This window comes from Ralstonia sp. 25mfcol4.1 (assembly GCF_900104095.1).
Classification (GTDB): Bacteria; Pseudomonadota; Gammaproteobacteria; order Burkholderiales; family Burkholderiaceae; genus Cupriavidus.
Window position 1 is genome coordinate 157,808 of sequence record NZ_FNJO01000011.1, and the last position, 17,507, is coordinate 175,314.

Genomic DNA, 17,507 nt, shown 5'->3' on the forward strand with positions numbered 1-17,507 from the left:
TCGTATCTAGAATTCCCCGACGGGTTTGACCGCGCTCTCGCCTGTCAGCAAATCGACACCCAAGGTCGTTCCCCCGGTAACTTTTACGGGCCCCGCGTTGGCTGCCAGCCACAACGTCCCTTCGAATAGGGTATTCAGCAGCGGCATTCTGCTGGAGTCGTAATAGCTCACCTTGAGCTTGCAGGCATCCTCATACCGGGATTCCCGGGCAGAGATGGATTCGCGGCCCAGATACTGCACGGTCACGTGGGTGCGCCGGGCCTCTATATCGAGAGCCAGGCCGTCCAGATGCCCGCGCCGGCTGTCCGGATCCGGATCGGGCCTTGCTTCGTTGTACTCAATCAGTATCAGCGATAAGCTTTCATTTGCCTTCATGCCCACCAACGTCGGTACGCCGACTTTGCCGGTCACTCGATTTTGGTATTCGAAACGACGGTATTTGCTGACGTTGCGGTCGTATCCCCATTGAACGACGCCGAGCGGAAATATCATTTCGCTCGGATCAACATAGACATCTGTATAGATCGGGAAGGAGTCGGGCCGGTAGGCAACCCTATCGTAGAGTGTCAGCTTTTTTACTTCCTGCCCGCGAAACTGCGTATCGACCAAGTCCTTCGCGCCGAATTCGATCATACCTTCGAACTTCCACAGGTTGACCAGCGCCTGGATCATCTGGCCGTCCGGTATGGTCTTCGTCAGACACGATTCGTCAAAATCGGCGTGCCGCGCAACCGGCGGCGTATCGCCGGGAGGGATGTTTCCTCCGGCCAGACCATCCTGCTTCTCATCGTTGGACCCGCCACAGGCGGCGGCAATGCCTGCCACCAGTACTAGTGCGCATGTTCTCTTCATTTTCCAGAAACTCCGGGAAGGGTTGAAGGGGCGCGTGGATTCTCGGTGGTCTGGTGCCACCTTGTTTATGAGTTCAACTACACTTCATTGGCCGATCGCGGTCAGGACAAATTCTTTTTCCCCGACAATATACGTATCTGCAACCACACCCGGTCTCAAGATGAAACCTTTCAGTGTCGGTGAAAACATTATGCAATCGCTTAGATTAAGTTTAAGCCATTGTTCGTCTTGAAATTTCTCTACCCCTTCTGCATTCGAGGTGAAAGGGAATGTCCGTGGAAGCTCTTCATGAAAAAGATCAAATACACTAACCACAAAGAAATGCGATGAATGGTCCAAAGCTAGAGCATTGGAAATAAATTTCGCATCGTCATCAAAGATGGCCTTGTCATCGATCGTGTCCACAAGCCATCCTCGCGCTTCGATCGCAGAAACAATCAGATGCCCTTCAGGGGCGACATACTGTTTAAGTTTCATGAGGGCGTCGTTCAGTTCGTGATTCCTATTTTTTGCCATATCTGATCTCCCGTTTCGTTCTGCCCCTTCCGTTCTGGAATTCAATCGTAGTCCGTCCGTCCTTGCTTGGCCGCAAAATCACTTTTGACGCGTCGTCGAGTGTCCCGATCTTCACTGGTCCCCTCTTAGTGATTTCCGTTCGCACGCCTTGAGGGTTAAGCGCCCTGAAATCCCGATTCGCAGTGTCGTCACTACTGTTCGGTACTGACTCAATTGAAGTGCCCCGCGTGCCGCGCGCGCCGGGGTCGCCTCCGCCGAGGTCGTGGTTCAGGCTCGCGTAGAACAGGTCGTTGAGCGTCCACCAGTCGTCGAACGAAAGCGTCACGCTGCCCAGGTACTTGCCGGTCTGGCTGCTGCCCGAGTCGTCGACCGTGGCGCTGATGCGAAACGGGATGCCCTGATGCCAGCGGATGACCAGGTCGCTTTCGCCGGGCCGTGCGCCGGCGTCGTCGGCCGGCACGATCTGGATATCGGCCTCGGCCGTGGGGACGCGCTTGAAGTTCTCCAGCCCCTGTTCGATGTCGCGCAGGTTCAGGATGTCGCCGGGCCGTGCCGGGAGCGCATTTCACTGGGTGGCGCGCGGATTGGAATCTTCGGTGAAGCGGATCGCGCGGATGCGGCCGGGCAGCACGGTCAACGTCAGCGTGCCCGATTTCAGGTCCTGCGGCGCGGCCAGTACGCGTGTGGTGACATAGCCTTTCTGCACCAGCGCGTTCTGCACGCGGGCCATCACGATATTGATGCCGTGCGAGCCCAGGCAGCGGCCGGTTGCCGCATCCGCCGGCAGACTGGCTGCGGCAAGCGCCCATTGGAAGCGCTCGGCGGCGTCGCCCGCCAGCGACAGGTGATCGATCCGGAAGCAGGGGGATTCGTCGGCGGGAAGCGCCTCGGTGGCCGTGGCGGCAGGGCGTTGCAGCCGGACGTCGGTCTCCGGCTCCATGCGCTCGCGCAATGCGCGCTCGCGCTCCTGTTGCCGGATCAGTTCAGGCGTATTTGAATCGCGTGGTGGTGCGCCGGGCGCCGGCTGCGCAAGGGCCATGCCGGCAAGGCCGGGCAGGGTAACGATACTGGCGACCAGCCGCCATAGCCGGTAAAGATGCGCGAATCCGCGCGCGTTACGATGACTTGTCCTGACCTGTTAATGCCCCACGTCGCGGCTCCGAAGCTGAATCGGCGCATTGGGATGCAATGAGACAGGAGGTGAACATTGCGTCCACCGATCGTCCGCGCGCCAGATCAGCGCGGGACGTTAGCGAGAGGCGCTAGAGGTGAAAATCGTAGAACGCTTGAAGTCTTCCGAACAACGGTGGAAAAATGCTTACCGTTGTATTGCGCCTACGATGTGTGTCAGATCGGCGGACAATCTGTCTCGGACTTTTCCGAAGGTTCAACCCTTCGGCGGCTCCGTATCGATGAACGACTGGCGCTTTTCGATCTTGTCCTGGAAGGCAACCAGGTTCGGGTACTGGTCGCGCCAGGCGATGTCCGGGAAGCGGAAGTCCAGGTACGCCAGCGCGCAGCCCACGGACACGTCGGCCAGGGTGTAGTGGATGCCGGTGCACCACGGCTTGTCGGCCAGGCCCTTCGACATGGCGGCCACGGCGGCGTCGATCTTGCCGCGCTGGCGCGCGACCCAGCTTTCGCTGCGTTCGGCGGGCTGGCGCTGCGTGGTTTCCAGGCGAACCAGCAGGGCGGCGTCCAGCAGCCCATCGGCGAGGGCTTCCCAGCAGCGCACTTCCAGGCGCTCGCGGCTGCCCTGCGGAATCAGGCGGCTGACGGGCGACAGCGTGTCGGCGTACTCTGCAATCACGCGCGAATCGAAGACCGCGCCACCGTCTTCCATGATCAGGCACGGCACCTTGCCGAGCGGGTTGAACTGGCCAATGATGGTGTCGGGCGACCAGACGTTCTCCTCGATCATCTGGTAGTCGATCTTCTTCTCCGCCAGCACCACGCGCACCTTGCGCGCATACGGGCTGGTCTGGGACGCATACAGCTTCATGTTCTCCCCTTGAGCTTGTTATGAAGTGCATCGGCGCTCGGTGGCACGAGGTGCGCTGGCAGGCGCGGCGGCGTGCCCGATGGACTTCATAACAGGCTAACGGATGGGCGAGCGCGAGTATACATGCGGAGTAACGGGAATGCGGCATCAATGCGGCCTTGCGCACGCATGGAGGGCTGGCGCCCACAGCGACCCGCACAGGGCCATGGGGCGATGGTAAAATCCCGCGTTGCGCGTTTGGCCGGACGGCGTGAGCCGTCTGCCGAACCGGCCCTTGCATCGGCAGGGCGATGCGGCGGATTCGTCGCATCTGGCCCTTGTCGCGTGGTTCCTTGCGCCCCCGCACGAACCTCCACATTCCTCTTTTCTCCCGGTTGCCAGCATGTCCACGTCTTCCCTTTCGCCGCTCACCGCCCTGTCTCCCATCGATGGCCGCTATGCCGCAAAGGCCGATGCGCTGCGCGAATGGCTGTCCGAGGCGGCTTTCATGCGTAACCGCGTGAAGGTTGAGGTCAACTGGCTGATCGCGCTGGCCCAGGCCGGCCTGCCCGACGTGCCGAAGTTCTCGGCTGCCTCGGAAGCCAGGCTGCAGTCGCTGGTGGACAACTTCACCGAAGCCGACGCCGCCCGCATCAAGGACATCGAGGCGGTCACGAACCACGACGTGAAGGCCGTCGAATACTGGCTCAAGGAGCAGGTCAAGGGTAACGCCGAACTGGAAGCCGCCAGTGAGTTCATCCACTTCGCGTGCACGTCGGAAGACATCAACAACACGTCGCACGGCATGATGCTCAAGGGTGCGCGGGACGGTGTGATCGTGCCGACGCTCAAGCGCGTGCAGGCCCGCCTGGTGGAACTGGCCAAGCTCAACGCCACGCAGCCAATGCTGTCGCGCACGCATGGCCAGCCGGCCAGCCCCACCACGCTGGGCAAGGAATTGGCCAACGTGGCGGCCCGCCTGGCCCGCGCCATCGAGCGCGTGGAGCGCGTGGAACTGCTCGGCAAGATGAACGGTGCCGTCGGCAACTACAACGCCCACCTGTCGGCCTATCCGTCGTTCGACTGGGAATCGTTCTCGAAGCAGGTCATCGAGCAGCGCCTGGGCCTGACGTTCAACCCGTACACGATCCAGATCGAGCCGCACGACTACATGGCCGAGCTGTTCGATGCCGTGGCGCGCGCCAACACGATCCTGCTCGACCTGAACCGCGACGTGTGGGGCTACATCGCGCTGGGCTACTTCAAGCAGAAGACCAAGGCCGGTGAAATTGGCTCTTCGACGATGCCGCACAAGGTCAACCCGATCGACTTCGAAAACTCGGAAGGCAACGTCGGCCTGGCCAACGCCGTGCTGCGCCACCTGTCGGAAAAGCTGCCGGTCTCGCGCTGGCAGCGTGACCTGACCGATTCCACCGTGCTGCGCAACATGGGCGTGGCCTTTGGCTACAGCCTGCTGGCTTACGAGGCCTGCCTGCGCGGCCTGGGCAAGCTCGAAACCAACCCCGAGCGCCTGAACGAAGACCTGGACAACTGCTGGGAAGTGCTGGCCGAGCCGGTGCAGACCGTGATGCGCCGCTTTGGCGTGCCCAATCCGTACGAGCAGCTGAAGGAGCTGACGCGCGGCAAGGGCATCTCGCGCGAGGCGCTGCAGACGTTCGTGCAGGGTCTGGCGATTCCCGACGACGCCAAGAAGCTGCTGCTGGAAATGACCCCGGCCAGCTATATCGGCAAGGCCGTGGAACTGGCCAACCGCATCTGACCGCCGCCAGGCGCGCCGCGATATGCCGCGGCGCCGCAATGTAATGGAAGAGGGCTGACCCGAAGGGGTTGGCCCTTTTTGTTTGCCGCGCAAGTTTCGAAAGAAATGACCCGGCTGATGCCAGCGGCCCGTGCCGCGTGGCGCCCGGGCGCGTTACGATCGGTTCCCGGGCGGCGGGTGCGACATCTCGACACATCAAATGATTTGAACAACATCATGAAGTTCGGCGCTTCCAACGCACAGCCGGGCACCTAATAATGCGAGAATTGGCAGCGAATGACCGGACGGCTACTGCAAGAGACTGTCTTGGCGCCGACATAGCAGAATAAGTAATAAGGATCGAAGGGATTGACTGACATGGGTTTCAAAGCATCCGGGCCGGGGGGCCAGGCGACGTACACAGCCACCGCCATCGGCCTGCACTGGCTGATTGCCTTTGGCATCTTTGCCGCGTTCGGGCTAGGCCTGTACATGACGGGCATTCCGGGGCTGACGCCGACCAAGCTCAAGCTGTTCTCGTGGCACAAGTGGCTGGGCGTGACGATTTTCGTGGTGGCCGTGCTGCGCGTGCTCTGGCGCGCCACGCATGCCGCCCCGCCCGTGGCGCCCGGTACGCCGGCCTGGCAGGCCAGGGCCGCCGCCGCCGCGCACCATCTGCTCTATCTGCTGATCCTGATCGTGCCGATCACCGGCTATCTCTACAGCTCGGCCGCCGGCGTGCCGGTGGTGTACCTGGGCCTGTGGAAGCTGCCGTCGCTGATCGAAGCCAGCGACACCCTGAAGCCGATCCTGAAGTCCGCCCATATCTGGCTGAACTACACCATGGCCGTGATCGTGGTGGTCCATGCCGCCGCCGCCATCAAGCATCAGGTGGTGGATCGCGACGGCACGCTGGGTCGCATGATCCCGTTCCTGCGCTGATTCGCCGCCGTACCGCAACCGCTTTGCCTGACCAACCGGCCGTGATGGCCAGTCACCACTGGAGTCTCAGATGAAACGCATGTCCCGTCCCGGCACGATCTTCGTGGCGGCCGCCCTGGCAACGGCTGGCCTGGCCGCAAACCTGGCGTGGGCCCAGATCGATGCCGCCAAGAGCTCGGTCACGGCCACCGCCAGGCAGATCGGCGTGCCGATGGAAGGCAAGTTCAGGAAGTTCGACGCCACCGTCGACTTCGATCCGGCCAAGCTGGCCACGTCCTCGGCCAAGGTCGAGATCGACGTGTCCACCTTCGAGATCGGCGATGCCGAGACCACGAAGGAAGTGAAAGGCAAGGACTGGTTCGACGCCGGCAAGTATCCGAAGGCCGTGTTCCAGTCGACCAGCATCAAGGCCGGCGCCGCCGGCAAGTACGACGTGGCCGGCAAGCTGACCATCAAGGGCAAGACCGTCGATGTGACCGTGCCCGCCACGTACAAGCAGGAAAACGGCAGCCAGGTGTTCGATGGCGTGCTGCCGATCAAGCGTACCACGTTCAACATCGGTGACGGCGAGTGGAAGGACACTTCCGTCGTGGCCGATGAAGTCCAGATCAAGTTTCACCTTGTGACCCCGGCAAAGAAGGGCTGAGGCGGGCTTGTTCCGCTCACAGCTCCTTGGCCGTTTTTTTTACCGACCTTCCTCTCCAACTTCTTGACGGGAGACTCAACATGAAAATCCGTACCCTGATCGCCGCAGTTGCCGCAGCCTCCGCCGCTCTCGCCGCCGGCACCGCCATGGCCAACGCCACGACGTACAACATCGACCCGACCCACACTTACCCGAGCTTCGAGGCCGACCACCTGGGCGGCCTGTCGAAGTGGCGCGGCAAGTTCGACAAGTCCAGCGGCGTGGTGACGCTGGACCGCGCGGCCAAGGCCGGCACCGTCGATATCAAGATCGACGCCGCATCGATCGATTTCGGCAACAGCAAGCTGAACGAGCACGCCAAGGGCCCCGAAATGTTCGATGTCCAGGCCTTCCCGGATGCCACGTACAAGGGCAAGTTCTCGAAGTTCAAGGGCGACGTGCCGACCGAAGTGGATGGCGTGCTGACGCTGCGCGGCGTGTCGAAGCCGGTGAAGCTCGAGATCAAGGAATTCAAGTGCATCCAGCACCCGATGCTCAAGCGTGAGGCTTGCGGCGCCGACGCCGTGGCCCAGTTCAACCGTGCCGACTTCGGCATCGACTACGGCGCCAAGTACGGCTTCAAGCAGGACGTGAACCTGGCCATCCAGGTGGAAGCCGTCAAGGCCGACTGATCACGGCAGGACACTTCTGGCGGAAGTTGCGCCAGTGGGGAAGTTGTCATTTCTCCAATACATGATGGAAACATGAGCCAGCAGCGTTGCTGGCTCATTTTTTTTGCCGTTTGCATACCCCCCTTCATGCAGCAGGTGGACTGTTGTACGGTTCAGAATTGCCACAGTACAATGGTTCGCCGCAGTCCCACCCTCAGGGGCGGCGTTCGCCCCGGTTTCCGCCGGCTGGCGCGCGCGTCCCGCAAACAGGTCACGCGCATCGATATGAGCATTGGCTGCATTCCCTGATTGGTAGTTTCGCCGCAAGACCCTTGCCTTGAGCTGTACCCGGCCGACGCCCGCGGGCGCCGTGTCCCGCAGCGTTTCTCGGAATTCCCTGGCGCGATACCGTGTACTCCAAAACGCAAATCGATCCGGTAGTTAGCTTCCGCAACTCGCAGGGCGAGCAGGTGCGGGGCACGATCATCAATCTCCAGCGCAAGTCGCTGGTGATGGAAATCTACAATCCCTACTCGATTGTCCAGGTCAGCGAAGTATTGAGCGAGCTGAGCGTGCGCATGGGCGCGAAGAACGCGTACCTGGGCAAGGCAGTGGTCATGAGCCTGGTGAACACGGGCCTGACCGCCGTGGTGTCGCTGACGCTGATCGACGAGTGGCGCGAACTGACCGACGTGAACGATGCACCGAAATCGGTTGCACGCGAAGCCGAAATGTTCGTGCAGGACTGGGATACGCGCTTCAATATCCGCCGCGACTACCAGATCGTGGTCAACGAGATGCGCGCCTATCTGTCGGAAGTGTCGCGCTGGGTGGAGCAGGTGGACCTGACCGAGTCGCTGCCCAAGAAGGAAGGGCGGTTGCGCGAGGACGTGTTCTACGAACTGGCAACGCCCCTGATGGGGAAGGTGAAGACTTACCTCGACTGGCTCGAGGATGAGGCCCAGCGCGTGGACCAGGAAGTGGCGCCGGTGCATCGCACCTATGCCCAGGCCGCGCTGCATCCGTTGCTGCTGCGCGCGCCGTTCGTTTATCGCACCTTCACGAAGCCGCTCGGCTACGCGGGCGACTACGAGATGGTGAACCAGATCCTGAGCGATCCACAGCAGGGTCCCACCACTTACTTCCAGATCGTCAACACGGCATTCCTGAAGGCGGCGGTGGCCACGGCGCACCGTAACCGGATCGACCTGCTGGTGGATTACCTGACCCGCCAGGCTGAAAGGGCGCGCGCCGAAGGCCGCCAGTTCCGCGTACTGAACGTGGGATGCGGGCCGGCGTTCGAGATTCAGCGGTTCGTGCGCGAGTACCCGAATCCGGAGCTGCTGTCGTTCCAGCTGGTCGACTTCAGCGAGGAAACGCTCGGCTACACGCGCGCGTCGGTGGAGCGTGCGGCCGCCGGGGCGGGCCATAAGGTATCGGTCGAAATGGTGCACCAGTCGGTGCACGACCTGCTCAAGCGCCGCATTGCGGCGGACGATCCGAGCGTGCGCGAATTCGATGCCGTCTACTGCGCCGGGCTGTTCGACTACCTGTCCGACAAGGTCTGCGCGCGCCTGCTCCAGTATTTCGCATCGCGCTCGAAGCCCGACGGTCAGGTGCTGGTCACCAATGTCCACTCGGACAATCCCGAGAAATTCGGGATGGAGCATTTGCTCGAGTGGTATCTGATCTATCGCGACGAGGCCGGGATGTCCTCGCTCTTGCCGGAGAACTCGCATGCCCACCGACTCTATGTCGATGAAACCGGCGTCAATGTCTTCGCCGAAGCCACTATCCGCTGAGGTTCCGGACGCCGAAGACCCGGCACCACCCGCCAAGGTCATGAGCCCGAATCAACTTTACGCCGGATACCAGTCCGAGCTGGCCGACTTTCGCCTGGCGTTCAGCCGGGGCGGCGCCTACACGGCCATTGCGCTGGTGCTGCTGGGCGTAGGGTTGGACTACGGCCAGTATCCGCACTTGCAGCTGCCGTTCGCGATTGCGCGCGTGGTGGTCTCGCTGATGATCGCCGGTGTCATCGTGGCGCTGTACAGCCAGGCTGGGCGGCGCTTCGCGCCGTGGCTGACCATGACGTGGCTGCTGCTGCCGCAGATCATGATTGCCTGGATGATCTCGCAGACCGAAGGCGTCGAATCGCCGTATTACGTGGGCCTGAACCTGGCAATCTTCGCGTCGGGTATCGCGTTGCCATTCGGGCTCTGGCAAAACCTCGTGTTCGGCATCCTGTCGTACGTGCTCTACGCGGCCGCGTGCCTGCTGCATCCGGGCGGCGTCGAACCGATGGGCACATTTATCGTCAATTCGCTATTTCTGCTGTTTGCCGCGGCGGCCAGCGGCGTGTACACGTTCTTCAATGAACGTGCACGTTTCATGCTGTTCCGGCTGAAGGCCGAGGTGGCCGACAAGAATACCGAGCTGGAAGTCATCAACCGCAAGCTGGTCGACATCAAGGGCCAGATGCTGCAGCAGGAAAAAATGGCGGCCATCGGTACGCTGGCGGCGGGCCTGCTGCACGAGGTCAACAACCCGGTGAACTTCTGCCTGATGGCCATCGAGGTGGCCATGGAAGAGCCGGCGGCCAAGTCGGAGCCGATGCTGCAGGAATGCCTGGTCGACGCCAAGCAGGGCATGCAGCGCATCCAGCATATCGTGTCCGATCTGAAGACGTTCGCCTATCGCAAGCCTGGCGCCGAGGTCGAAGGCACGCCGTTCCTGTTCGAGAAGGCGCTCGATTCGTCGCAGCGGCTGACCGCGCACGAACTGCGCGGCGTCAAGATGACGCGCGAAATGCCTGACGATACGCTCGTGATGGGCGACGAAGCGGCCATTATTGGCGTCCTGATCAATTTGTTCTCCAATGCGGCGCTGGCCATGCGCAAGGCAGGCACCAAGGATCCGGCCATCCATACGACCGTGCGCTGGCAGGACAAGCGCCTGCATGTGACCGTCAAGGACAACGGCCCCGGTATCGCCGCCGAACACCTGGCGCGCGTGTTCGAGCCGTTTTTCACCACGCGCGAGGTAGGGCAGGGGCTGGGTCTCGGCCTGTCGATCAGCTATGCGGTGATCGAGCGCCACGAAGGCGTGCTGTTCGCCGAAAGCGAAGTCGGCCACTGGGCCGCTTTCAGCTTCGACCTGCCGCGTGCGGAGTAACGCTGTCATGACCGATACCACGCAGCCGCGCCCCACCATCCTCTACGTCGATGACGAAGAGATGGCCTGCAAGTATTTCGCGCGCGCAGTGGGTAGCGAATACGAAGTACTGTCGGCCAACGGTGCCGACGAGGCGGTTGGCATCCTGCGCGCGCACCATGCCCGGATATCGGTGCTGGTGACGGACTTCCGCATGCCCGGCCGCGACGGCGGCGACCTGCTTCGGCAGGTGGCCCAGGAGTATCCGCAGATCGTGCGCATCCTGGTCACCGCCTATGCCGACAAGGACATGTTGCTCCAGACCGTCAATTCCGGCGAGGTGTTCCGCATCCTCGAAAAGCCGATTGGCGTGGCCGATGTCCGCGAGATCCTTCGGCTGGCGGGCGACCGCTTCCGCGAGCGGGCGGTGCGCCAGCAGCGGCTGATGGCCATCGACGAGACGCTGGCCTTCCTGGCGCACGAACTGAACACGCCGCTGGCGGCCATCGCCAATTTCGCGCTCGGTATCGGGTCGCGGGTCGATGCCGAGTACAGCCAGCAGCGTCAGCAGGAAATCGGCCGGGCGGCCAGCGCAATGCACGACAACGCCCAGTATTGCCTGGCGGTGCTGTCGTCGTTTCTCCAGTCGGTGCGCAGCAGCGCGGGCGGCGCCCCGCCGAAGCCGGGCGCCGGACAGGAAGTCAGCGCCGGTGCGCTGGTGGCGTCGTTGCTGGATACCTATCCTTTTGCCGATAACCAGCGTAGCTGGGTGCAGGTGGAGCTGGAGGGCGATTTTCCGGTGCCCACGCTGCCCAACTGCGTGGCACTGGTGCTGTCGTCGGTCATGAGCAACGCGTTGCGCGCGTTGGCCGAGGTTGGCAACCCGTCGCTGCGCTTCGTGGTGGTGGCGGGCGAGCGCCCCGAGATCCGCATTGCCGACAACGGCCCGGGCATTCCGCCCGAAATCATGGGACGCCTGCTGGTGGATCCGGTGACCACGCACGCATCGGCGGGCGGTAGCGGGATGGGCATGATCTTCTGCAACCGGGTGATGCAGTCGTTTGGCGGCGGCATCCGGATTGCGTCGGCATCCGGCGCGGGCACCACCGTAACCCTTGATTTCCCAAATTTCAAGAATCGTATGCACAGGAGTGATCGATGACCGAACCGAATACCACGCAGGCACCCCCGGCGATTCTGTTCGTCGACGACGAAGCAACTGCGGTCAAGTATTTCCAGCGTGCCATTGGCCAGCTGGCGCCGGTGGTGACCGGCCAGTCCGTGGAAGAGGGCAAGGCCATGCTGGACGCCCATGCCGACAGCCTTGCCGTGCTGGTGTCCGACCAGCGCATGCCGGGCGAGTACGGCAACGAACTGCTGCGGTATGCGCGCGAGCGGTATCCGCATATTGTGCGCATCCTGACCACGGCCTATTCCGAACTCGACCAGACCGTCGAGGCCGTGAACCAGGGCCAGATCCATCGCTATATCAAGAAGCCGTGGGACATTACCGCGCTGCGCATGGAACTGAAGCAGGCGCTGGAGTTGTCCGGGCTGCGCAAGGAGCGCGACCAGCTGGTGCGCGAAAAGCTGATGGTGCTGCAAAAGCAGACCGTGTCGTCGCGCGTGGGCATGATCCACGCCCTGTGCGCCAGCCTGATTGGCCCGGGACGCTTCCAGCCGGTGGAGACCTATCTGTCCGGCACCTATCTGGCGGGCGCGCACAACGCCGAGCCGGACTGGCAGCGCCTGGACTATGCCGATCTGGTGGGCGCGGAAAGCCAGCGCAGCGGTTCGTTCGGCCATGCCGTCAGCACCACGCTGACGAAGCTGCGCGGCGCTGGCCGCTCCGCTGGCGACGCGGCGGCGGTACTGGCCGAAACGCTGGGCGCCTCGGTCCGCCGCGACGGCGACGTGATTACCTGGACATCACCTGACACGCTGAACGAATTCGTGTCCCGTCCCGTGGCCGAAGCGGTATCGGCCCAACATGCCGGATGGCTGGCCGTGCTGCTGTGGCTGGAGGAAGCCGGTGGCGCGCTGCACCTTGTGCGCGAAGGCGACGCCATTGCCGCACGCGCCGGCACCCGGGCAGATTCGTTCGCCGCGGACCGCCTCGCGGTGTGGATCGAGCAGCTGACCGAGGCATAGCACTGGTTTGTTCACCTCTGCCGCCGCGCGGCAGAGGGCAGGCAAAGAAAAAGGCACCCGAAGGTGCCTCTTTCTTTTGCCGCTCGGGCTCTCGAACCGTCAGGCCTGCGCCCCGTAGTTCGGATCGTTGCGGTCGGGAGCATCGCCGCCTTTCTTCTCGCCCTTGACCAGGTCTTCGCGCTTCACGCCCAGCCACATGGCCAGCGCTGCCGCCACGAACACCGACGAATAGATACCGAACAGGATACCCACCGTCAGGGCCAGTGCGAAGTAGTGCAGCGTCGGGCCGCCGAAGAAGAACATCGACAGCACCATCATTTCGGTCGAGCCGTGGGTGATGATGGTCCGCGACATCGTGCTGGTAATCGCGTGGTCGATCACCTCGTGCGTGCTCATCTTGCGGTACTTGCGGAAGGCCTCGCGAATCCGGTCGAAAATCACCACCGACTCGTTCACGGAGTATCCCAGCACCGCCAGGATGGCTGCCAGCACCGACAGCGAGAATTCCCACTGGAAGAACGCGAAGAAGCCCAGGATGATGACCACGTCGTGCAGGTTGGCGATGATGCCGGCCACCGCAAACTTCCACTCGAAGCGGAACGACAGGTAGATCACGATACCGGCTACCACGCACAGCAGCGCCAGCAGGCCGTCGGTGGCCAGTTCCTTGCCCACCTGCGGACCGACGAACTCCACGCGCTGCAGTTTCACGTCAGGCGTGGCCGCCGTCAGGGCGCCCATCACCTGCTCGCTTTGCTGCGCCGACGTCACTTGCTTGCCGTCCGGACCCTTCTGCAGCGGCAGGCGGATCATCACGTCGCGCGAGGTGCCGAAGTTCTGCACCTGCACGTCGGTGTAGCCGAGCTTGCTGACCTGGCCCCGGATCTTTTCCAGATCGGCGGTCTGCTGGTAGTTGACCTCCATCACCGTGCCGCCCGTGAACTCGATCGACAGGTGCAGGCCCTTGTGCCAGAGGAAGAAAACAGCGGCGGCAAACGTCAGGAAGGACACCACGTTGAAGATCAACGCGTGCTTCATGAACGGAATGTCGCGCTTGATGCGGAAGAATTCCATGATGTGTTCCTGATATGTCCTGGCTTACTTGGCGACCGGTGCGTCCGCATCCGGCTTCCAGACCTGGCCGATGGCCAGGCTCTGGAGCTTCTTCTTGCGGCCATACCAGAGGTTGACCAGGCCGCGGTTGAAGAAGACCGCCGAGAACATCGAGGTCAGAATACCCAGGCAGTGCACCACGGCGAACCCGCGCACCGGGCCCGAGCCAAAGGCCAGCAGCGCCAGGCCGGCGATCAGCGTGGTCACGTTCGAGTCCAGGATGGTGGCCCACGCGCGGTCGAAGCCGATGGCGATGGCCATCTGCGGCGACGCGCCGGCACGCAGTTCCTCCCGGATCCGTTCGTTGATCAGCACGTTCGCGTCAATGGCCATACCCAGCACCAGCGCGATAGCGGCGATACCCGGCAGCGTCAGCGTGGCCTGCAGCATCGACAGCACCGCGATCAGCAGCAGCAGGTTGACACCGAGCGCGAACACCGAGAATACGCCGAACAGCATGTAGTACAGGATCATGAACGCCGCGATGGCCGCAAAGCCGTAGGCCACCGAATCGAAGCCCTTCTGGATATTGTCGGCACCCAGCGACGGGCCGATCGTGCGTTCCTCGATGATTTCCATCGGGGCAGCCAGCGAGCCGGCGCGCAGCAGCAGGGCCAGGTCGTTGGCGGCTTCGGTCGAGTACGAGCCGGTGATCTGGAAGCTGGAACCGAGTTCGGACTGGATCGTGGCCACGGTGAGCACTTCGCCCTTGCCCTTTTCGAACAGGACGATGCCCATCGGTTTGCCGATGTTCTCGCGCGACACGTCGCGCAGCACGCGGCCGCCCTGGGCGTCCAGCTTGATGTTCACGGACGGGCGCTGGTTCTGGTCGAAGCCGGCCGAGGCGCTTTCGATGCGGTCGCCGGTAAAGATCACCTGCTTGCGCAGCATGACGGGGGCACCGTTGCCTTGCGTGAACAGTTCGTCACCGAACGGCACGGGGTCGCCCGGACGCGGATTGCGCACGGCCGGGTCGGCCAGGCGGGCTTCCAGCGTGGCGGTGCGGCCGATGATGTCCTTGGCCTTGGCGGTGTCCTGCACGCCCGGCAGCTGCACGACGATACGGTCGGCGCCTTGCTGCTGGATCACGGGTTCGGCCACGCCGAGTTCGTTCACGCGGTTGTGCAGCGTGGTGATGTTCTGCTTGACCGCGGCGTCCTGCACCGCCTTGCGGGCGGCCTCGGTGAACACGCCCACCACGTTGGTGCCGTCGATCGAGAAGGCCAGCTCGCGCAGGTTGTCGGCCAGGATGCCGCGCGCGCGGTTGGCGTCGTCGGCGTTGCCGAAGCGCACGGTCAGGCGGTCGCCATCGCGCTCGATGCCGCTGTGGCGCACGTTCTTGTCGCGCAGCAGCGTGCGCGCATCGCCGGACAGGCTGTCGAGCTTCTTGTCGACGGCGCCCTTCATGTCCACCTGCAGCAGGAAATGCACGCCGCCGCGCAGGTCCAGGCCCAGGTACATTGGCAGCGCGTGCAGCGCGGTCAGCCAGTGCGGCGAGCCCGACAGCAGGTTCAGTGCGACCACGTAAGTGGCATCGTTGGCGTCGGGATTCAGCGCGCGCGACAGCACGTCCTTGGCCTTGAGCTGCTCGTCGGTGGTGCGGAAACGCGCCTTGACCGAGCCCGATTGCCCGGAGACGTCAAAAAAGACGCCGTCCGGCTGCAGCTGGTTCTGCGCCAGGATTTCCTCCACATGCTTCTGCATGGACAGGTCGACCTTGACCGTGGCCTTGGCCGACGATACCTGGACAGCGGGAGCCTCGCCGAAGAAGTTCGGCAGGGTATAGGTGATGCCGATGGCGAGGGCCACCAGGATCACGATGTATTTCCAAAGCGGATAGCGATTCATCTTCGGCCAGTCATTGCAGTTGGCATGCCGACAAGTCGCGCACGAGGCGCGCCGGTTCGGCTGGACCGGTTGGCAAACAGCCGCCTGGCAGCCCGGTCACGCGTCCGGAAGGAGCGTGGAGGCTGGTGCAGGCGGCTGCGCAGGGCAGGGTCGGCGGAGCGTCTGGCGCCACACGACACCTGCCGGGATCAGGCTGGGAAGACCGTCCGGGATCAGAGCGACTTCAGCGAGCCCTTCGGCAGCACGGTGGTCACGGCGTTCTTCTGCACGGTGATTTCCGTGCCTTCGGCCACTTCCAGCGTCACGTAGTTCTCGTTGACCTTGGTCACACGGCCCAGGATACCGCCGGCGGTCACGACTTCGTCGTTCTTTGCCAGGGCTTCCAGCATGGCCTTCGATTCCTTCTGGCGCTTCATCTGCGGGCGGATCATGATGAACCACAGCACCGCGAACATCAGGATGATCGGCAGGAAGCTCATCAGGCCACCGGCCGCGCCGCCGGCACCGGCGGTCTGCGCAAAAGCGTTCGAAATCAGCACGTTACTTCTCCGTCACAAAGGTCAATCAGGGAATCGGGCATTCTATCACCCGGTTGTTGTCCCGCCTTGGCATTCTAGGGCGAATTACGGGTTTGTTCGGGGTGCTTTACAAGTACTTTGCGTACGTTGCAGATAACACCCCGCAGGCTTCCGTTGCGGGCAGTTATTCGACCAGCAGGCCGCCAAAAGTTCGGTTGCCTGTCTGGTTTTCAGAACATTCTCTATTTGGTGCCGCGGGCGCGGTTTTCGGCGAACTGGCGGCGGAACGCCTGGAAGCGGTGTTCCTCGATAGCCGTGCGCATCTCGCGCATCAGTTCCAGGTAGTAATAGAGATTGTGGATCGTGTTCAGCCGTGCGCCCAGAATCTCGCCCACGCGGTGCAGGTGGTGAAGATAGGCGCGCGAGAAATTGCGGCAGGTGTAGCAGCCGCACTGCTCGTCCAGCGGGCGCGGGTCGTTGCGATGCGCCGCGTTGCGGATCTTGACGTCGCCAAACCGGGTGAAGAGCCAGCCGTTACGGGCATTGCGGGTGGGCATGACGCAGTCGAACATGTCCACGCCGTGCGCCACGCCGGCCACCAGGTCTTCCGGCGTACCGACGCCCATCAGGTAGTGCGGCTTGTGCGCGGGCAGGCGCGGACCCACGTGCTCCAGCACGCGCATCATGTCTTCCTTGGGCTCGCCCACGGACAGGCCGCCGATGGCGTAGCCGTGGAAGTCCAGTTCGGACAGCCCCGCCAGCGATTCGTCGCGCAGGTCCTCGAACATGCCGCCCTGAACGATGCCGAACAGCGCGTTCGGGTTGGCCAGGCGGTCGAATTCGTCGCGCGAACGCTTGGCCCAGCGCAGGCTCATGCGCATCGAGCGGGCGGCCTCGTCATGCGTGGCCGGACGGCCGTCGATCTCGTAGGGCGTGCATTCGTCGAATTGCATGACGATGTCCGAGTTCAGCGTGCGCTGGATCTGCATCGAGATCTCGGGCGACAGAAACAGCTTGTCGCCATTCACCGGCGACGCGAACGTCACGCCTTCTTCGGTGATCTTGCGCAGTTCTCCAAGCGAAAACACCTGAAAACCACCCGAATCGGTCAGGATGGGCTTGTCCCAGCCGATGAACTTGTGCAGGCCTTCGTGCGTGTCCACCACGTCCAGGCCCGGGCGCAGCCACAGGTGGAACGTATTGCCCAGGATGATCTGCGCACCGATCTCGTTCAGCTCCAGCGGCGACATCGCCTTGACCGACCCATAGGTGCCCACGGGCATGAAGATTGGCGTTTCTACGACGCCATGGTTTAGCGTGACGTGGCCACGGCGCGCGTTGCCATCGGTGGTCAGCAGTTCGAAGTTCAGCATGTTCG

General features: G+C 62.9%; 15 protein-coding genes and 1 pseudogene. 8 read left to right on the forward strand and 8 right to left on the reverse strand.

The genetic code is table 11. The features are described from left to right. Window positions 1–6: 6 nt before the first annotated feature. The 4 genes and pseudogenes from BLQ58_RS19880 to BLQ58_RS19890 form a co-directional block, all read right to left on the reverse strand. Window positions 7–852 (reverse strand): hypothetical protein, encoded by an 846-nt coding sequence (locus tag BLQ58_RS19880; protein WP_139186142.1) that lies wholly within the window; start codon window positions 850–852, stop codon window positions 7–9. Window positions 853–936: 84 nt separating this feature from the next. Further along, window positions 937–1,329, reverse strand: a complete 393-nt coding sequence (locus BLQ58_RS28895) for a hypothetical protein (protein ID WP_139186143.1) — start codon at window positions 1,327–1,329, stop codon at window positions 937–939. Window positions 1,330–1,579: 250 nt separating this feature from the next. Then, window positions 1,580–2,407, reverse strand: a pseudogene (locus tag BLQ58_RS19885) (ShlB/FhaC/HecB family hemolysin secretion/activation protein); the annotation flags it as partial. Between the two features lie 348 nt (window positions 2,408–2,755). Further along, window positions 2,756–3,370, reverse strand: a complete 615-nt coding sequence (locus tag BLQ58_RS19890) for a glutathione S-transferase C-terminal domain-containing protein (protein ID WP_092601439.1) — start codon at window positions 3,368–3,370, stop codon at window positions 2,756–2,758. 382 nt (window positions 3,371–3,752) lie between these two features. On the opposite strand from BLQ58_RS19890, the gene purB reads away from it, so the two are divergent. From purB to BLQ58_RS19930, 8 genes are all read left to right on the forward strand, one after another. Beyond that, window positions 3,753–5,129 carry an adenylosuccinate lyase gene (gene purB, locus BLQ58_RS19895; RefSeq protein WP_092601441.1) on the forward strand — a complete coding sequence of 459 codons (1,377 nt, stop codon included), beginning with the start codon at window positions 3,753–3,755 and terminating at the stop codon, window positions 5,127–5,129. A gap of 357 nt (window positions 5,130–5,486) precedes the next feature. Next, entirely contained in the window at window positions 5,487–6,050 is a 564-nt protein-coding gene (locus BLQ58_RS19900; protein WP_092601443.1) for a cytochrome b, read from the forward strand. A gap of 70 nt (window positions 6,051–6,120) precedes the next feature. Continuing rightward, window positions 6,121–6,696: a YceI family protein gene (locus BLQ58_RS19905; protein WP_092601445.1), complete on the forward strand. Its 576-nt coding sequence runs from the start codon at window positions 6,121–6,123 to the stop codon at window positions 6,694–6,696. Window positions 6,697–6,776: 80 nt separating this feature from the next. Then, entirely contained in the window at window positions 6,777–7,367 is a 591-nt protein-coding gene (locus tag BLQ58_RS19910) for a YceI family protein (protein ID WP_092601447.1), read from the forward strand. A 389-nt stretch (window positions 7,368–7,756) separates the two neighbouring features. Beyond that, entirely contained in the window at window positions 7,757–9,148 is a 1,392-nt protein-coding gene (locus BLQ58_RS19915) for a class I SAM-dependent methyltransferase (RefSeq protein ID WP_092601449.1), read from the forward strand. 40 nt (window positions 9,149–9,188) lie between these two features. Continuing rightward, window positions 9,189–10,520, forward strand: a complete 1,332-nt coding sequence (locus BLQ58_RS19920; protein WP_092601451.1) for a sensor histidine kinase — start codon at window positions 9,189–9,191, stop codon at window positions 10,518–10,520. A 7-nt stretch (window positions 10,521–10,527) separates the two neighbouring features. Next, window positions 10,528–11,661, forward strand: a complete 1,134-nt coding sequence (locus BLQ58_RS19925; RefSeq protein WP_092601453.1) for a hybrid sensor histidine kinase/response regulator — start codon at window positions 10,528–10,530, stop codon at window positions 11,659–11,661. Beyond that, a complete protein-coding gene (locus BLQ58_RS19930) occupies window positions 11,658–12,650 on the forward strand; it encodes a response regulator (protein ID WP_092601455.1) in 993 nt (330 codons plus the stop codon). Before BLQ58_RS19925 ends, BLQ58_RS19930 begins: the two co-directional genes overlap by 4 nt. Before the next feature lie 99 nt (window positions 12,651–12,749). Here the strand turns inward: BLQ58_RS19930 and secF are convergent, their stop codons facing one another. The 4 genes from secF to tgt form a co-directional block, all read right to left on the reverse strand. Further along, window positions 12,750–13,724 carry a protein translocase subunit SecF gene (secF, locus tag BLQ58_RS19935; RefSeq protein ID WP_092601457.1) on the reverse strand — a complete coding sequence of 325 codons (975 nt, stop codon included), beginning with the start codon at window positions 13,722–13,724 and terminating at the stop codon, window positions 12,750–12,752. 24 nt (window positions 13,725–13,748) lie between these two features. Beyond that, entirely contained in the window at window positions 13,749–15,611 is a 1,863-nt protein-coding gene (gene secD, locus BLQ58_RS19940) for a protein translocase subunit SecD (RefSeq protein WP_092601459.1), read from the reverse strand. Between the two features lie 212 nt (window positions 15,612–15,823). Next, window positions 15,824–16,150, reverse strand: a complete 327-nt coding sequence (gene yajC, locus BLQ58_RS19945; RefSeq protein WP_061955498.1) for a preprotein translocase subunit YajC — start codon at window positions 16,148–16,150, stop codon at window positions 15,824–15,826. A 221-nt stretch (window positions 16,151–16,371) separates the two neighbouring features. Continuing rightward, entirely contained in the window at window positions 16,372–17,502 is a 1,131-nt protein-coding gene (gene tgt / locus BLQ58_RS19950) for a tRNA guanosine(34) transglycosylase Tgt (RefSeq protein WP_092601461.1), read from the reverse strand. Between the last annotated feature and the right edge of the window lie 5 nt (window positions 17,503–17,507).